The sequence below is a fragment of the Limnobacter litoralis genome (genome assembly GCF_030160455.1).
In the GTDB taxonomy this organism is placed as follows: Bacteria; Pseudomonadota; Gammaproteobacteria; order Burkholderiales; family Burkholderiaceae_B; genus Limnobacter; species Limnobacter litoralis.
In genome coordinates this window covers 203,682-220,609 of the sequence record NZ_BSOJ01000012.1, presented here as the reverse complement: position 1 = coordinate 220,609, position 16,928 = coordinate 203,682, and the positions used below count along the sequence as shown (strand labels likewise).

The window sequence follows — 16,928 nt, the reverse complement described above, 5'->3', positions numbered from 1 at the left end:
TTTGATTCGGGCCGTCCTGCTGATTGTCCTTTTACCTCTATTGGGACTGAACTCATCGCAAGCGGCCGAGGCATTCGAAGCCACCCCAAAAAGCGACTGGATCAGCAATCTTGAAGACCCAGCCATGCAGTGTGGAAATCCACTTTCCGTGGATTTATACGAAGGTTTGGTGAAGTCACTTGCGGGCAGCAACAAGACGGCCGACAGCCTCAACGACAGCAAAACCATGGGGCGCAAACTGGAGCTGCTCGTGTACTTCGATGTCGGTTCGAGCGAAATTCCAGCAGATTGCCTGCCCAAACTGCAACAACTCAGCGACAGGGTGAAATCGCGAGAAACGGGCCCGCTTTTAATTCGGTCAAGCTCACTGCAAGAAAGCAGCAGCGAATTCGATCTGGCGGTGGCCAGCCAGCGGCTACAAGCCATCAAAGACTACTTCCGAAAGGATCGTTTGGCCCGCAAAGTGCTGATACTCGAATTAAGCCCGGCCACGGTGTCGCCCGTACTTGAGCACTCGCTGAAAAATCCGCGCGTGGTGGAAATTTATTCCAGTCCATCCGAGTGATCAAAACCAAACAGATCACCCAGCTTGCTGAGCAATGTGGCCAATTCGGCGGCTGAACGAACTTTCAATTTGTCAAAAACATTGGCACGGTGCACTTCGACTGTGCGCATGGAAATATCGAGTTCAGCGGCGATCACTTTGTTGAGCTTGCCTTTGGCGACATACAGCATGACCTGACGTTCTCGCGGAGAGAGTTTGTTGATTCGATCTGACCACTGCTTCAACACAGATTGATTGTCCAGAAACTCCCGAGACTTTCTCAAAGCCTCGCGAACCCGTTCAATCAGCCGTTCATCGGTGGTGGGTTTTTCGTAAAAATCGAACGCGCCGTCTTTTACCGCCTCGACGGCGGTAGAAATGTCACCGTGACCGGTCAAGAAAATCACAGGCATTCTGTCAAGACTGTATCCCTGGTTTTTCAGCCACCGGAACACTTCCAGTCCTGACATGTCGGGCATGCGAAGGTCCAGCAACAAGCACAATTCTTTGCCCGACTGAAAAACTGAATCGAGATCGGCGCTGAATGCCTGAAAATTGCCGTAGCCTTTGACGTGAATGTCCGAGGTTTCAAACATCCAGGTCAAACCCTCACGAAGATCGTGATCGTCATCAAGCACCAGTAACAAGGGGTCTTGCGCTCTATCGGACATCCACTAGCTCAACCTTCTCTATAAGTGCCATCGGCAAATCCATGGTGAAGCATGTTCCACCGGTGGGAACTGGCTCGGCCTTCAGACGCCCGCCGTGCGCCTCGGCCACGGAACGGCATAGACTGAGCCCCAAGCCAAGCCCGTCTGGCTTGGTTGACACCAATGCTTCAAACATTCGCTCAGTGTTGTTCAAGCTGAACCCTGGTCCGTCATCGCGGACAGCCAACTCGAAACAACCCTCTCGGACCCGCGCCAAAACCCAGACGTTCCGAATTCTCTGAGAGGCCGTAAAAGCCTCGGATGCATTCTTGACCAGATTGACCAAAGCCTGCTCCACCATGATTCGATCAATCGAAAGAACAAGTGCAGGATCACCCAAATCAAAATGCAGATTCACGCGGTATTTGACCGCCAGTGAATTGACGCTGAACCGAACAGATTCAATGATATCGCCCAGACGAACCTGCTCACGCATGGGTTTGCGTTTTCGGACCAGGTTCTGCACAGAACCGACCACTCGACCCGCGCGTTGAGCTTGGTCCCTCAGCTTTTCGAACAACTGAACATACATTTCAACGTTGCCACCCCGCTGACTTAGATTCATGCCTGCCTGGGCAAAGGACACCATGGTGGCCAGGGGTTGGTTCAATTCATGGGCAATGTTGGATGCCACTTCGCCCACAAGCGCAAACCGGGACGCTGCCTGCAGCTTTTCGCGCTGCTCGGCGACTAGTGCTTCCGATTTTTTGCGATCTGTGATGTCAATCACAGAGCTCATCCAACCCACTTGGTTGCCATGTGTGTCCTTTAAGGGAGCCTCTACAATCAGCACATCAATCAGGCGGCCGTCTTTGTGGTGATAGACCGTTTCAAACCCTTCTGGTGGTGCATTGCCTGCCATGACCCGCTCGACAAGCTGACGGTAACTCTCGGTGTTGTTGACCGGCCAATACGGCAAAGGTTGAGGACGATCAATCAATTCCTCGGGCGCATAACCCACCATTTTACAAAACGCCGGATTGACATACCGAATGACGCCGTCCAGCCCCCACACCCGCAGACCGACCGCCATGGAGTCTTGCATGGATTGGCGGAACTGTCGTTCTTCTTCGAGACTGGCCTCAATTTGCAGGCGTTTTCGGGAGTCTCGCCAAAGCATGAAAAAGCTGATCGCCAACAACACCAGCAGAAATGCCAACGCTGCGGTGATACCATAGTTGAACAGCTTTGGACCCTCACTGCCACTGTTGACCCGCAACTGAAAAGGCAAACCACCAAGATCCAGCGAGGTGGTGTGCACATAAATGCCGAGCCCGGACTTGCCCTTCACCTGCCGAACCAGCGTAGACCCCCCGGCATCCAGAAGCTCTACTTCATTGTCTTGTGCGAACCACCAGGGCAATTCTTTGTCGAGCAGTAGACCCAGATCAATGATGCCGACAATCACCGAGCTGCCGTGCAAGCCGATGCCCACCGAGGCAATGTAGGGGCGGCCATGTCGGACAAAGGGACCAATAAATCCGCCCAAACGTGAATCGACGCGTTGGTCGACTTCAGTTTTGATCTGATTGACGATGGGCTGCAGGTCAACGTCTTTGAGCTGGTTCTGGTTGTAACTGACCGTTTCAAGATCTTTGTCTTTGAAGACGGCGATCAGTTCGCCTGAACTTTTGATGAGCTGACTGACTCCAAGGGGCAGTTTGCTGGAATAATAGATCAGCGAATCATTGGCCAATGCATGCAGTGGTGTGGTGAGGCTTTCCATTTGAAACTGGATGTTTTGCCTGGCCCACAGAGTGTCTGCAATCAACTTGGCCTGGTTGCCCTCGCGTTCGTCTTGCTGCGCGTAATAGACAGCAGCCACGAGCAGCCCCATCAGGAGTACAAAAACAAGTGCAGGCACGCCGAACCGAACGGCCTGGCGGCGCTGTATTTTCTTGAGTGTGGGGTGGTGGTAGTTGAACTGGATCATGCTGAAATCTTGCCATGAATTTCAAACCCCAACACACTGGATGTGGAAACCCACAATGTGGGAAACACGGCGCTCGCGTAAGTTTTAAGCTCTTGCCCTTGAAATTGGAAGATGTATTTATGGTTTGCCCTGGAAGGTCTTTGGTCAAGACCATTTTGGTTCTCGTTGTCAGTGTGCTGGCCACCAGCCTCGCACAAGCTGCCCCAATCGTGATCAAGTTCAGCCATGTGGTGGCTCCAAACACACCCAAAGGAATTGCCGCACTCGAATTCAAGCGATTGGCAGAAATGCGAACCAAAGGACGAGTTCGCGTCGATATTTACCCCAACGCCTCGCTGTACAAAGACAAAGATGAGCTTGAAGCCTTGCAACTGGGTGCAGTGCAAATGCTGGCACCCTCGCTGGCCAAGTTCGGGCAGTTGGGATTGAAAGATTACGAGGTTTTCGATCTGCCCTACATCTTCCCAAGCGAGAAAGTGCTCCACGAGGTCACCCAAGGTGAAATTGGTCATGCCCTGCTGGATCAACTGTCGTCTCGCGGCATACTGGGTCTTGCATTCTGGGACAATGGTTTTAAGGTCATGAGCAGCAACAGCCCACTTCGCCTGCCTTCAGACCTTAAAAACAAGCGGATGCGCATTCAGCCTTCCAGAACGCTGGAAGCCCAAATGAACGAACTGGGCGCCATTTCGGTGCCTCTGGCGTTTTCGGATGTTTACCCGGCGCTGCAAAGTGGGCTGGTGGACGGCACTGAAAACCCCCCTTCCAACTTTTACACCCAGCGAATGCAGGAAGTACAGAAATACGTGGCAGTCACCAACCATGGTTATCTGGGTTACGCGGTGATCGTCAACAAGAAATTCTGGACGAGCCTGCCAGGGGACCTGCGCGTCATTCTGGAACAATGCATTGCGGATGCAACCCAGAAAAACAACGACGAAGCCGCCAAACTGAACAAGGCAGCGCTGGACGCCATCCGAAAATCACCGGGTGTTCAAGTGGTCGATCTGACCCCTCAGGAACGTGAGACTTGGCGTAAAGCCCTGGCACCGGTTCAAGTCAAGATGGAAGGTCGCATTGACCGCAATTTGATTGAGCAAATCAAATCATTGAGTGAAAACCGGTAACACACCGGTTTTCACTGCCCGATTTTACTGCCAGGTTTCCGAGTTGGTGGCGCATTCCGCGCTGGCGGGGTTTACGCCACAACGAATCTTCTTCATGATCCGCAAACCCGTTTTGTTGTAGATCCCCTGGTTGGCGATGTCTTCTCGCGATTCCCGCAACATGACGGTGTACTTGAGCATGTTCTCTGGGGTGAGATCGCTCCAGGTTCCGGCTGGAATTTCTGCCTCGGCCTTCTTGATCAGATCGCGGGCTCGACCAAATTGTCCCAGCCAGTAAGTTCTGGACTTTTCAGCAAAGCCGGCTGGAAATTTGGAATCGCGAACAATCATCTGATAGGTGAGAATCAGAATTGGAAAGCGGTTGATTGCACCCTTGGTGCCGATGCCCCGATACAGTTCAAGCGGCTTGTAAGCCAGCGCAGGTGCAGCAATCATGTCCACGGAACCGTTGTTGAACTTGGCCGCGAAGTTGGTGATGTCGGCAGACACCGGCTGAGCGCCGATTTTTTGGATCATGACGGCTTGGGCCTTGTCGTAATCGAATGCGGCAATCTTTTTCCCAGCCAGACCTTCCACCGTTTTGATGTTGCGGTCATTCACAATCGGAAAAGCCGTTCCGAAAGGAATGATGCCTGCAACCTCATAATCGCCCCGTTTCATCAGCTTGCCCGCGGCGGAAGAGGAAAACACCTGAATGGTCCGATGAACAACCTCGTAACTGGCATTGATGTCCACTTTGTTGTCTTTCACGACCGAAGAGGCACCCAATGAGTCAATTGAAGCGGCCACGGGGTTGAATTGGCGCGTCCGGAAACCAGTGGCCATGAGCGCATCACACTTCCCAGTGATGAAGTCCTGAGTGGCCACCCGTTCGTCGGTGTAACCGACCAATTCAACGTCAGCCCCCCAACCCTTGGCGGGCAATGCCCAGTCTTTGGCCATGTTGTAAATGTCGCCTGTGGTGCCGAGCAGGTCGTACACACATACGGCTTGCTTGGCCATGACTGGTCCGCTGGCCAAGGCCAGAGTCAACACCCCCATTTTTACTGCTGTCTTCATGTCATCCTCCTAGTGGTTTTGTCATGCGGCCTTTTTCCAGACCGTTTCTTCCTGGTACTGCTTGTTTTTGTTTGAATAAGTAACGAATATCGCCAGAGACTGGATGGCCTTGCGCGCTGACGACAGGTAAAAAGCCTGCAGATGAAACACATGCCAACGGCGCTGGTGCAAGTTCAGTTCGCACGGCACACCGTCCTGCCGGGCCTTGACTGCCAGCCTGAGCGAATCGGAAAGCAGTATTTCCTGTTCGCCAACCTGAATGAACAAGGGGGGCAAACCAGCAAGGCTCTCCTCCAAGGGATAAAAACATCGAGCGGTAGGCGGCACCTTCAGCCAAGCCGCGCCCTGCTCAAGCCACCCCTGTCGAACCATCGGGTCTTCGTTGGCTTTGGTGCGCAGGCTTTCACCCGACATGGCGGGATCGACAAATGGGGAGATCAAACCCAAGCCAGCGGGCTGTGGCAAGCCCAGCGCCTTCAGCTGAAGCGCAAGTGCCACTGCAAGACCGCCCCCTGCCGAGTCGCCCATCACCGTGATTTGCGCAGGCGAAATGCCCTTGGCCAACAAGGCCTGATAGCAGGCAAGCGCGTCTTCTATTTGAGCCGGGTACGGATGTTCAGGTGCAAGCCTGTAATTGGGTGTATAAACCACCGCACCGGAGTGCACAGCCAGGCGCGAGGTGATGCTGCGATGTGTGGAGGCCGACCCAAGACAATAGGCGCCCCCGTGCAAATACAACACGACTTTGCCCGACTCGCCTGCCCTGGGTACGGTGATGCCCGTCGGAACGCCAGCCAGTGTTTCGCGGTAACGAAACACGCCAGAACAACCCGGCATTAGGGGTGACAACAAACCAACCACCGCACGTTGCACCCAAACCCCAAAGGGCTTGCCCACCGGCACCCGAAAGGCAACTCGCAAAAAACCCCTGAAAAAGGCGGCCAAGGCGTTGTCGAGCGGGTCAGCCGCCGCGTGGACGGTGACGGGCAAATCAGAAGGAACCAGTGGATGACGCGCGGACGTGAATTGAAATTCTCGAAGGCTTGAACGGGCGGTCAATGCACGAAAAGTGAATGTAAACCCCGGCCAGCCCGTGCTGTTGTGCCCCTTGTCATCGACATACCAGCTTTTACACCCATTCCATACGGTGTGGGAAAACGCCGCCTGTATGGACTTGTTAAAGCGCTGATACACAGAGTCGGACACCTCCACCCGGTCGGCATGCGTGTCACGCTGCCGCGCCAAGGTGCGGGTCAAGTACCTGATCTGGCTTTCCAACATGTAAATGATGGAATTGTGACCCAGGTTGGTGTTGGGACCATACAACATGTAGAAATTGGGAAAGCCGGGAACCGACATGCCCAGATGAGCCTTGGCCCCTTGCGACCAAGCCGCATTCAGGTCCAATCCGTCCAGACCGCGAATGCGCAAAGGGGTCAAGAATTGCGTCGCGGCAAAACCGGTGCCGTAAATAATCACGTCAACCGGATAATCCGAGCCGTCTTTGGTTCGAATGCCCGACGGCGAGACCTCGGCGATCGATTCGGTGACCAACTGCAAATTGGGCTTGGCCATCGCGGTCAAATAGTCGCTGGACAACAGAATGCGCTTGCAACCCACGGGATAGCTGGGCACCAATTGTTCGCGCAACTGAGGGTCACTGACGGACTTGGCCAGCAAACGCTTAAACGGTCTTTCCACTGCGAATTTCATCAAGCCACGAAAGCGGGTAAAAGCCAATGCACGACTTTCGTACTGAAGATAAATGCGCAGGCGATGCAGCCTCATCAGCACCGGGAAACGCGACCACATTGCCTTTTCAAACTGGGTATGCGGCCTGTCTGGCCTGGACATGATGTACGAAGGACTGCGCTGAAACAAAACCAGCTTGTCCACCTGATCTACAATCGCCGGTACAAACTGAATGGCGGAAGCCCCGGTACCGACAACGGCCACTCGCTTGCCTTTCAGGTCACAATCGTGATTCCAGCGCGCCGAGTGAAAACTGTCCCCCTGAAAACGCTCAATGCCCGGAAGATTTGGCAGGCTGGGTGCACTCAATTGCCCCATCGCAGTCACCAGAGCCCGACAATACAAAACCTCACCGTCGCGAGTGTGCACCTGCCATCGATTTTCAGCCTCGTCGAAGTCTGCCCCCTGCACCTCGGTGTTAAACCGAAAGTGTTCACGTACCCCGTATTTGTCGGCACAGTGTCGCTGATACTGCAGTATCTCGGGTTGACGGGCAAACACATGCGCCCAGTTCGGGTTCAACTCATAGGAAAAAGAATACAGGTGCGAGGGCACATCGCAGGCGGCACCCGGATAGGTGTTTTCGCGCCAGACGCCACCCACGTCGCCACCCTTCTCCAGCACCAGAAAATTATGACGGTACTGTTTCTTGAGTTCTATCGCCAAACCGAGGCCTGCAAAGCCACCGCCGATGACGATGACTTCATAGACCTGCCGGGTCATGGCAAAACCTCTGCCAGGTGCTCAGCCTGTTCAAGCTGCTCATTCGTTGGGTTGGCTGCGCCGGCAGCCACGCGTGAATAGCCGCGGATGATGTCCACTGTTTTTTCAGCCATCATGATCATCGGCGCATTGGTGTTGCCGCTGGGCACGGTCGGCATGACCGAGCAATCCACGATGCGAAGCCCTTCCAGACCGCGCACGCGGAGTTGGGCATCCACAACCGCCATGTCATCATTGCCCATTTTGCAGGTGCCTACGGGGTGGTAAACCGTGTCTGTGCGATTGCGCAGAATTTCACGAATGTCGTCGTCTGTTTTGACGTTGGCGGTGAACGAATCTTCCACCACGTGCTTGGCCAGTGAGGGGGCCTGCATCAACTTTTGAGTCAGTTTGTAACCCTTGACCATGACCTCAAGGTCCTCAGGGTTTTGATAAAAGCCGATGTCGATGACCGGCGCATCTTTCATGGATTTGCTCTGAATGCCGACAGAACCCCGACTCTTCGGTTGGAGCAGACACACGTGGCAAGAAAAACCGTGCCCCATGTGGAAATTGCGGGCGTGATCATCCACCAAGGCAATCACGAAATGCAATTGAACATCGGGTGAAGCCAGAGTCGGATCGGTTTTCAGGAATCCGCCGCCTTCGGCAAAATTGCTGCTCAACATGCCGCGTCTTTCGCGCTTGTAGCGCAGCATTTCGCGAATCATGCGAACGCTGCCTTTCAATGACACGCCCAGGTTGTCTGTACTGCGTGTCTTGTAGCCAAAAATAAAATCGGGATGGTCGTGCAGATTTTTACCCACACCGGGCAGATGATGGCGACACTCAATACCCTGACTGGCCAGCTCTGAAGAATCGCCCACACCCGAAACCATCAAAAGTTGAGGCGTCTGGAAAGCGCCCGCCGCCAAAATAATTTCCCGCGTGGCTTCGATGCGATGGGTCTGCCCCTTTATTTCCACTTCCACGGCCACAGCCCGCTTGCCTTGAAACTCGATTTTTTGAACAAGCGCATGGGTGTGAACCACCAGGTTTTCGCGGTTGTCCATGTGGGGCAACAAATAGGCACGCGCCGCACTCCAGCGTTCACCGTGTTTTTGGGTCACCTGGTAGATGCCCACGCCTTCCTGGTCAGCTCCGTTGAAATCGTCAGTGACGGGATAGCCCGCTTCTCGCGCGGCGGCCAGGTAATCCTGCTGAAATGGATTGTCGGTACGCAAGTCACTGACACTCAAAGGGCCGTGTTGTCCGTGGTACTCATTGTGAATCCGCTCATTGGATTCGGACAGTTTGAAATAAGGCAACACCTCGTCGTAACTCCAGCCAGCGTTGCCCAGGGCGGCCCAATGGTCGTAATCCTGCTTTTGACCGCGGATATAAACCATGGCATTCACTGCGGACGACCCACCCAGCGCTTTACCGCGGGGCTGATAACCCTTGCGACCATTCAAACCCGATTGCGGCGTGGTCTCAAAAGCCCAGTTGTTCAGCTTCGTGGGCAGCATTGCGACCGCGCCTGCCGGCGTGTTGATGATCGCACTGTTGCCGCCGCCACCGGCCTCCAGCACACAGACACTGACCGACGGGTCTTCACTGAGTCGCCCGGCCATCACACACCCGCCGGAACCACCACCCACTACGACGTAATCGAATACTTGTCTCATTGTCTTGTCTCCATTGTGAATTGGTCAGTGTCGATCTTGTTTTTATTTACACTCGTTAACATCATATCGCAGACCCGCGCAATAAACCCATGACAGAAAAGGACAATCACTTTAGAATTTAGGCCAACACAGGCCAATTTACACAAACACATAATGCACTTCTGGGATTTCAGGCGCAGCGTGGCCAGCATTGCAGTGCTCGTCAAATTCGCACAACTGAAAGGACTTGAAGCCGACAAGATGCTGGCGGGTAGTGGCGTCAGCAGCAGCCAACTCGAACTGATGCACCTTGAGGTGTCTGCCGGTCAGGAATTGCGGGTGGTACAAAACCTGATTCGCGCACTTGGACACAACGGCCTTGGCTTTGAGGTGGGGGGCTGTTACCACTTGTCTTCATTTGGCTTGTGGGGCTACGGATTGATTAGCAGCGCCACGCTGAAAGACGCCGTTAAACTGGCGCTGCGGTTCATTCAGCTGACTTTCGCGTTTTCCCTCATCGGATTCAGCGAAAACGCCAACGGGGGCACGCTGACCTTTGGCGAACCTGAACTTGACCCGGTGCTGACTCAGTTTTTGATTGAAAGGGACATGGCAGCAGCGCTGAATCTGTTGCATGAATTGACCGCCAAAGCCGAAGGAATAGAACGAATCGAATTTCGCACCCGCAAACTGGCTTTTGACGACTACCCGCAAAAACACCAGCCTGAATGGCCTGAATACCCGCTGACATTTGGATGCGCACGCAATCAAATCTTAATGTCTTCGACCCTTCTGGATTACCCACTTCCGCAAGCCAACCCGATGACGGTGGCCATGTGCGAGCAACTTTGCACTGAACTGATTCAAAGGCGGCTACAAACGGCAACAACGAGTGAACGCGTTCGCCAATACCTCAGAGTGCCCGGTGTCGGATGCCCCGACCTACCGACCATGGCCCGCATGCTTCACTTGTCGGAACGCACATTCCGAAGACGCTTGTCGGAAGAAGGCACCAGCTACCGGGACATCTGCGCTGCAACCCGACGCGAGATGGCGCTGGAAATGCTTCAGAACAAGTCAATCACCATGGCTGAAATTGGAGAAACCCTGGGATTTTCCGACCTTTCAAGTTTTTCGCAGGCCTTCAAACGCTGGACCGGACTGACCGCCACGCAATGTCGTAAAAATCTCTGAAAAATTTTGACACTACCCCTTGAAAACACAGGATGGCGTCCCTATTATTAGCACTCGATGACAGCGAGTGCTAACAACTTGCTGGTCAGTATCCAACAAAAGCATTCACACACAATTACTTAGGAGTGAAATCCATGAACATTCGTCCGTTGCATGATCGCGTGATCGTGAAGCGTCTTGAAAGTGAGCGCAAGACATCCTCTGGCATCGTGATTCCTGACAGCGCAGCCGAAAAGCCGGACCAAGGCGAAATTCTGGCTGTTGGCCCAGGCAAGCGCGACGACAGCGGAAAAATCATTCCGATGGACGTCAAAGTCGGTCAGCGCGTCTTGTTTGGCAAGTACGCAGGCCAGTCCATCAAGGTGGACGGTCAGGAAGTGCTCGTGATGCGTGAAGAAGACATCATGGGCGTGATCGAAGGCTAATCGAACAGATACTTAAGAGGAATTGAATCATGGCAGCTAAAGAAGTATTTTTCGGCGACGACGCACGCAGCCGTATGGTGCGCGGCGTAAACATCCTGGCCAACGCAGTGAAGGTCACTCTGGGCCCCAAAGGTCGCAACGTGGTGCTTGAGCGCTCTTTCGGCGCCCCCACAGTCACCAAAGACGGTGTGTCAGTGGCCAAAGAAATCGAACTGAAAGACAAGTTCGAAAACATGGGCGCACAGATGGTCAAGGAAGTGGCTTCCAAAACGTCTGACAACGCCGGTGACGGTACAACCACCGCCACAGTGCTGGCACAAGCCATTGTGAAAGAAGGCATGAAGTTCGTTGCAGCCGGCATGAACCCCATGGACCTGAAGCGCGGCATCGACAAGGCTGTTACAGCCGCCATCGCGGAACTGCGTGAACTGTCCAAGCCCTGCTCAACCAACAAGGCCATCGCACAGGTGGGTTCCATTTCCGCCAACAGCGACGAATCCATCGGCAAGATCATTGCCGAAGCCATGGAGAAAGTGGGCAAGGAAGGTGTGATCACCGTTGAAGACGGCAAGAGCCTGGACAACGAACTGGACGTGGTAGAAGGCATGCAGTTTGACCGCGGCTATCTGTCACCCTATTTCATCAACAATCAGGAAAAACAGGTTGCCCTGCTGGAAAACCCATTCGTGTTGTTGCACGACAAGAAAATCAGCAACATTCGTGACCTGCTGCCAACACTGGAACAGGTTGCCAAAGCTGGCCGCCCACTGCTGATCATCGCAGAAGACATCGAAGGTGAAGCACTGGCCACTCTGGTTGTAAACAACATCCGCGGCATTCTGAAAACAGTGGCAGTGAAGGCTCCTGGCTTCGGTGACCGTCGCAAAGCCATGCTGGAAGACATCGCCATCCTGACCGGCGGCCAAGTGATTGCTGAAGAAACCGGCATGACGCTGGAACAGGTTTCCCTGGAGCACCTCGGTCAGGCCAAGCGTGTCGAAGTGGGCAAAGAAAACACCACCATCATTGATGGCGCTGGTGAAGGTGCCAACATCGAAGCGCGCGTCAAGCAGATTCGTGCCCAGATCGAAGAGTCAACCTCTGACTACGACCGTGAAAAGCTGCAGGAACGCGTGGCCAAGCTGGCAGGCGGTGTTGCCGTGATCAAGGTTGGTGCTGCCACCGAAGTTGAAATGAAGGAAAAGAAAGCCCGCGTTGAAGACGCGCTGCACGCCACTCGTGCCGCCGTTGAAGAGGGCATCGTTCCTGGTGGTGGTGTGGCTCTGCTGCGCGCCCGCGCCAAGATTTCCGGCCTGAAGGGTGCAAACCCAGACCAGGACGCCGGTATCAAGATCGTATTGCGCGCCATGGAAGAACCACTGCGCATGATCGTGACCAACGCCGGTGAAGAGTCTTCTGTTGTGGCCAACAACGTGATGGCGGGTGAAGGCAACTACGGTTACAACGCCTCCACAGGCGAGTACGGCGACATGGTTGAAATGGGTGTTCTGGACCCAACCAAAGTGACCCGCACTGCACTGCAGAATGCTGCATCTGTGGCTTCCCTGATGCTGACCACTGACTGCATGGTTGCCGAACTGGTTGAAGACAAGCCAGCCGGTGGCATGCCAGACATGGGTGGCATGGGCGGTATGGGTGGCATGGGCGGTATGGGCATGTAATTGCCAGACCGGCTTCGCCATTGAAAAAGGGCCTCTCGGGGCCCTTTTTTGTTGAAATCGCCTTCGCCTAAGCCAGTCGGAAGGCCGAGGCCTCTTTGCCCAAGGCTGACGACACCGCAAGCAGCTCTTCCAGTGTGCTGCGTATGCCTTGAACGCAATGGGCGTTTTCCTCCGCCTGGGCGGCCAATCTTTCCACATTTTCAGACAACTGCTGAGCCACAGCAGATTGCTCGCCCAAGGAACTGTTCACTTCTGAACTGAGTGACTTGACATCCCCTGCCCTCGTATTGAGCCCCTGAATCAAGCCTTTCGCCTCATTGACTTTTTCAAGCCCCTCCTTGGTTCGCTCGGTCCATTGGCTCATTTCCTGCACGGCTTCGCGTGTGCCTTGTTGAATGTTTGCAACCATGCTTTCAATCTCTGAGGTGGATTTGGTGGTCCGCTCCGCAAGCAGGCGAACCTCATCGGCGACGACGGCAAAGCCACGACCCTGTTCGCCGGCGCGAGCAGCCTCGATGGCCGCATTCAAAGCGAGCAAGTTGGTCTGCTCAGCGATTTCCTCAATCACCTGGATAATTCGGTTGATGTTCTCGGATTGCTGACCCAGTTGATGGATGCGCTGGCTCAACTGGTCAGCACCCCGAGCGGTAATTTCCATGTTGTCTGCGGTTGAACTGACGATGGACAAGCCTTTCACTGTGGATTGACTGGATTCATCCGCCGCCTTGTAGGTGTTACCCGACAAGTCATTGAGCTGGCTGACGGAGGCACCCATTTCCTCGATGCTTGCTGCCATTGAGCTATTGGCCTCGGCCTGCCTTGAAGCGCCCTCTTCAACAGCGTCAAGCTGATGTTTGATGTTGTCCACGGCGCGTTGCAGGCCATCCGCCTTCTGTTGCATGGAACCGACCAGCTTGACAAGATTCAAACGCATGGATTCGAAGGCATGCGCAAGGCTGCCCTGCGATGGCTGGTGGCGTTGCAGAGTCAGGGTATTCAATTCCCCTTGGGCAATTTGATCGGCCGCTGCCGCCAGTTCTCCAGGCTCGGCGCCCAGCGAAGACTTCAAACCGCGGGCATACCACAGCAAAGCACCCACCAACACGGTCAATGTCAGCCCCATTGACACAGCAAGAAATAGAAAAAGACCATTCAGCATGTCACCAAGATCTGACGACATCGCCTTCGCACTTTCCGCCTGCTCTTTGATGTAGTGGTCTTGTATCGACAGACCGATCTTGTACACGGGCCTGTCTATGCCCCGCACCGCATGGTCAAGCGCCTGATATTGAAGCGGATCACCCACTTGATGCAAGGCGAGCTGCGCGGCGTACTTGTCGGCCACCTCAATGAAGGTGGCCTTCCACTGCTGGATTTCCTTCAACTTCTCGGCATTGCCCTTTACCAAAGGCAGGCTGGCAATGTCATCCAGCAATTTGACCACGGTCGCCCGATGCGCGTTGAATTCCCCGGTGTGTTTTGTGGCGTCGGCTTCTACTGTGCCACGCAACAGCACATCCTTGAAGCCTGCAGCCATTCGACTCGTTTCATGGTTGGCCAGCAAAATGTCCAGAATCACTTGGTTTTCCTGATTCATTTTGTCGATCGACTGTGTCTTGATTGACTGAACGGCCTGGATTCGGCCATAAACCACCCCCAGCGATACCCCCAATGCAATGCCACACAGCCCGCAGATTGCCAATATTTTCTGCACGAGCGTCAATGATACTTTCATGTCGTTTCCTGCCAATCAGTTGAGTAAACCGTTTCAGTATGCGCAAACGACACGGTGGTGTACTCACCCTTTGTAGCGCTCACCCGTTGAGGGGCGAAACCACATCTGGCATGATTTCAAAGAAAAAATTGCCTTTAAAACGAGAATCCTGATATCATCTACGGCTATTTTACAAACCCGCAAGTGTTCAGGTGCCGGTTGTTTTCAAAGGCGAAACAACACAAAGGCATAACGCATTGGGGCATTGCGTGATTGCGCAAACCCGCTACCTGATTGGCTGCACCAGGAGAAATCGATGAAAGAAGGCATTCACCCAAACTACCGCGAAGTGTTGTTCATGGACATGTCCAACGGCTTCAAATTCATTTGCCGTTCCACAGCACCAAGCCGTGAAACTGCAGAACACGAAGGCAAGGAATACCCCCTGATCAAGCTGGACGTGTCTTCAGAGTCACACCCCTTCTACACTGGCGCGCAGAACAAGATTCTGGACACCGCCGGTCGCGTTGAGAAGTTCCGTCAGCGTTTCGATCGATTCAAGAAGTAAGCCCTCTCAGCTTTGCCGCTGGCAAATCTGTGATAAAAAAAGGCAGCACAGGTATTCTGGCTGCCTTTTTTATTGATTGACCTCACATGGCCCTTACTGCTGCAAACAACACACGCCTGTCCAGACGACTGCTCTGGGGCGTCATTTTGCTCTACATACTGCCCGGGCTGTTTGCCCGCGCGCCCTGGAAGCCCGATGACGCCATCGGCTTCGGGCAAGGCTTCTATTTTGCGACCCACGGCATTCAGCACTGGTCCTTTTCCCAAATCGGTGACCGGCTTTTTACTGAAGAGGGTCTGCTGGGGGCCTGGCTCTCGGGTGGACTAGGAAAGTTGGCCCTGCTGGTCAATCTGCCATGGCGCTGGCTTGATGACGCCATGCGGCTTGGCAACGCGGTCTGGTTGATTCTGGCGGGCTGGGCAATCTGGAATACAGCTTACCGGTTGGCCAGACGGGTTGAACTTCAGCCCGAGGACCCTCTGGGCACGGCACCCACACGTGTGGACTACGCCAGGTCCGTCGCCGACGCTTCCGTATTGTGTTTACTGGCAACGCTTGGCCTGTTGGTTCGGTCACACATGCAAGGGGCCGAACTGCCAGAGCTGGCGGGCCTGTCGATCCTGTTGCTGGGCTATGTGCGCTCTCTGGATCGCCCGATCGGCGCTGGCTGGATGATCGGCTGGGGACTCGCAATCGCCTATTTTGCCCGTGGCTGGTCACATGCACTGCCTTTTCTATTGGTCTTGATGCTCAATTCGTCAAGCCACAATTCGCTGCGCTTTGGTCAGTTGCGGCGCATGATGCGCGCGGCACTGGTGTTTGGCGTTGCCTTTGGCCTCTGGTTTTTCTGGCTATTGTCCAATCAGCAAGGGCAGGCTTGGTGGGACGGATGGAACCACTGGAATGCGAATCGCTTTTTACTGCTAGACCCCGAAAAGTCGCTCGATAAAAACACCCTGATCAACACGGTTAAAACGGCCTCCTGGTTTCTGTGGCCCATTCTGCCCATGTCAGCCTGGACAGTCTGGCGCTATCGCGGTGCCTTTCGTGAACCCGCTTTGCGGATACCTTTTGCAGCAGCTGCCGCTGGTGTGTTGGTGGTCTGCATCACCAACCCCTCGGAAGAAGCCAACTACTTCCCTCTGTTGGCCCCACTGTCCGTTTTGGCGGCGCTTGGCCTGTCCACCATGCGGCGCGGCCTGACCAGTCTGATCGACTGGTTTGCCGTGATTTGTTTCACATTTGGTGCTGTGCTGGTCTGGTTGGGTTGGTCTGCGGCCACGTTTGGATACCCCGCTCAACTGGCTCGAAATTTCGAACGCCTTTCACCCGGCTACATTCCGGGTGTGGTTGGCCTTGAATTGGCAATGGCCCTTTTGGCCAGCTATGCATGGGTCCGGTTGATCATCTGGCGAACCAGCGCCGGTCCAAGGGCGCTGTGGCGTCCCATGATTCTCTCCAGTGGTGGCATTACCCTGATCTGGTTTTTGTTGATGACCCTCTGGATACCACGCATCAACTACGCCAAAACCTTCCAGCCTCTGGGTGAGGCCATCGCCGATTTTGTGCCGCCAGACACCAACGGCAAAATCAGCTGCATTGAAGACTACAACCTGGGTTTCGCTCAAAGAGCCACGTTGCAGTATCACAGCCTGCGCAAGTTCGTGAACGTCGACCACAACGCAAAAAGCAAGCGTTGTACGTTTCTGCTTTTACAGGACGACACGGATGTGCATCTGGTTAGCAAAAGCATTCTGGAAGCCGACAACCCGCTGGGTTGGCAATTGATCTGGGCAGGCAACCGAAATTCAGACCGACGCGAGCGCTTTTATCTGTACACACGGCATTAAA

13 protein-coding genes are annotated in these 16,928 nt (G+C 54.3%); 7 read left to right on the top strand and 6 right to left on the bottom strand.

The features are described from left to right. The first annotated feature begins 1 nt into the window (after position 1). Positions 2–565 (top strand): hypothetical protein, encoded by a 564-nt coding sequence (locus tag QQJ87_RS06805; protein WP_284280745.1) that lies wholly within the window; start codon positions 2–4, stop codon positions 563–565. Here QQJ87_RS06805 and QQJ87_RS06800 read toward each other — a convergent pair. Then, positions 544–1,215: a response regulator transcription factor gene (locus QQJ87_RS06800; protein ID WP_284280744.1), complete on the bottom strand. Its 672-nt coding sequence runs from the start codon at positions 1,213–1,215 to the stop codon at positions 544–546. The genes QQJ87_RS06805 and QQJ87_RS06800 overlap by 22 nt on opposite strands. Then, positions 1,205–3,187, bottom strand: coding sequence for a two-component system sensor histidine kinase NtrB (locus tag QQJ87_RS06795; protein WP_284280743.1), 1,983 nt, complete (start codon positions 3,185–3,187; stop codon positions 1,205–1,207). The genes QQJ87_RS06800 and QQJ87_RS06795 overlap by 11 nt, the downstream gene beginning before the upstream one ends. 119 nt (positions 3,188–3,306) lie before the next feature. Here QQJ87_RS06795 and QQJ87_RS06790 point away from each other — a divergent pair, with 119 nt between their 5' ends. After that, entirely contained in the window at positions 3,307–4,314 is a 1,008-nt protein-coding gene (locus QQJ87_RS06790) for a TRAP transporter substrate-binding protein (protein ID WP_431310085.1), read from the top strand. A 24-nt stretch (positions 4,315–4,338) separates the two neighbouring features. Here QQJ87_RS06790 and QQJ87_RS06785 read toward each other — a convergent pair whose 3' ends face one another. From QQJ87_RS06785 to QQJ87_RS06775, 3 genes are read right to left on the bottom strand one after another with little or no spacing between them, the layout of a single operon-like run. Then, positions 4,339–5,373 carry a putative solute-binding protein gene (locus tag QQJ87_RS06785; RefSeq protein ID WP_284280738.1) on the bottom strand — a complete coding sequence of 345 codons (1,035 nt, stop codon included), beginning with the start codon at positions 5,371–5,373 and terminating at the stop codon, positions 4,339–4,341. Positions 5,374–5,394: 21 nt separating this feature from the next. Continuing rightward, positions 5,395–7,848: a flavin-containing monooxygenase gene (locus QQJ87_RS06780; RefSeq protein WP_284280737.1), complete on the bottom strand. Its 2,454-nt coding sequence runs from the start codon at positions 7,846–7,848 to the stop codon at positions 5,395–5,397. Beyond that, positions 7,845–9,515: a GMC family oxidoreductase gene (locus QQJ87_RS06775; RefSeq protein WP_284280735.1), complete on the bottom strand. Its 1,671-nt coding sequence runs from the start codon at positions 9,513–9,515 to the stop codon at positions 7,845–7,847. The genes QQJ87_RS06780 and QQJ87_RS06775 overlap by 4 nt, the downstream gene beginning before the upstream one ends. A gap of 180 nt (positions 9,516–9,695) precedes the next feature. On the opposite strand from QQJ87_RS06775, the gene QQJ87_RS06770 reads away from it, so the two are divergent. From QQJ87_RS06770 to groL, 3 genes are all read left to right on the top strand, one after another. Next, entirely contained in the window at positions 9,696–10,688 is a 993-nt protein-coding gene (locus QQJ87_RS06770; protein WP_284280733.1) for an AraC family transcriptional regulator, read from the top strand. Between the two features lie 134 nt (positions 10,689–10,822). After that, complete coding sequence (locus QQJ87_RS06765) at positions 10,823–11,113, top strand: co-chaperone GroES (RefSeq protein WP_284280732.1); 291 nt, start codon at positions 10,823–10,825, stop codon at positions 11,111–11,113. 29 nt (positions 11,114–11,142) lie between these two features. After that, entirely contained in the window at positions 11,143–12,795 is a 1,653-nt protein-coding gene (groL, locus tag QQJ87_RS06760) for a chaperonin GroEL (RefSeq protein WP_284280731.1), read from the top strand. Positions 12,796–12,862: 67 nt separating this feature from the next. Here groL and QQJ87_RS06755 read toward each other — a convergent pair whose 3' ends face one another. Next, a complete protein-coding gene (locus tag QQJ87_RS06755; RefSeq protein WP_284280730.1) occupies positions 12,863–14,530 on the bottom strand; it encodes a methyl-accepting chemotaxis protein in 1,668 nt (555 codons plus the stop codon). Between the two features lie 295 nt (positions 14,531–14,825). Here QQJ87_RS06755 and QQJ87_RS06750 point away from each other — a divergent pair, with 295 nt between their 5' ends. Beyond that, positions 14,826–15,077 (top strand): type B 50S ribosomal protein L31, encoded by a 252-nt coding sequence (locus QQJ87_RS06750; protein ID WP_284280728.1) that lies wholly within the window; start codon positions 14,826–14,828, stop codon positions 15,075–15,077. Positions 15,078–15,163: 86 nt separating this feature from the next. Then, entirely contained in the window at positions 15,164–16,927 is a 1,764-nt protein-coding gene (locus tag QQJ87_RS06745; protein ID WP_284280727.1) for a hypothetical protein, read from the top strand. Position 16,928: the final 1 nt, after the last annotated feature.

Bases quoted from the DNA above. Each gene is read 5' to 3' on its own strand.
- QQJ87_RS06785 (WP_284280738.1), bottom strand. From the start codon at position 5,373: ATGAAGACAGCAGTAAAAATGGGGGTGTTGACTCTGGCCTTGGCCAGC.
- QQJ87_RS06755 (WP_284280730.1), bottom strand. From the start codon at position 14,530: ATGAAAGTATCATTGACGCTCGTGCAGAAAATATTGGCAATCTGCGGG.
- QQJ87_RS06800 (WP_284280744.1), bottom strand. From the start codon at position 1,215: ATGTCCGATAGAGCGCAAGACCCCTTGTTACTGGTGCTTGATGACGAT.
- QQJ87_RS06795 (WP_284280743.1), bottom strand. From the start codon at position 3,187: ATGATCCAGTTCAACTACCACCACCCCACACTCAAGAAAATACAGCGC.
- QQJ87_RS06765 (WP_284280732.1), top strand. From the start codon at position 10,823: ATGAACATTCGTCCGTTGCATGATCGCGTGATCGTGAAGCGTCTTGAA.
- groL (WP_284280731.1), top strand. From the start codon at position 11,143: ATGGCAGCTAAAGAAGTATTTTTCGGCGACGACGCACGCAGCCGTATG.
- QQJ87_RS06745 (WP_284280727.1), top strand. From the start codon at position 15,164: ATGGCCCTTACTGCTGCAAACAACACACGCCTGTCCAGACGACTGCTC.
- QQJ87_RS06750 (WP_284280728.1), top strand. From the start codon at position 14,826: ATGAAAGAAGGCATTCACCCAAACTACCGCGAAGTGTTGTTCATGGAC.
- QQJ87_RS06775 (WP_284280735.1), bottom strand. From the start codon at position 9,515: ATGAGACAAGTATTCGATTACGTCGTAGTGGGTGGTGGTTCCGGCGGG.
- QQJ87_RS06790 (WP_431310085.1), top strand. From the start codon at position 3,307: ATGGTTTGCCCTGGAAGGTCTTTGGTCAAGACCATTTTGGTTCTCGTT.
- QQJ87_RS06780 (WP_284280737.1), bottom strand. From the start codon at position 7,848: ATGACCCGGCAGGTCTATGAAGTCATCGTCATCGGCGGTGGCTTTGCA.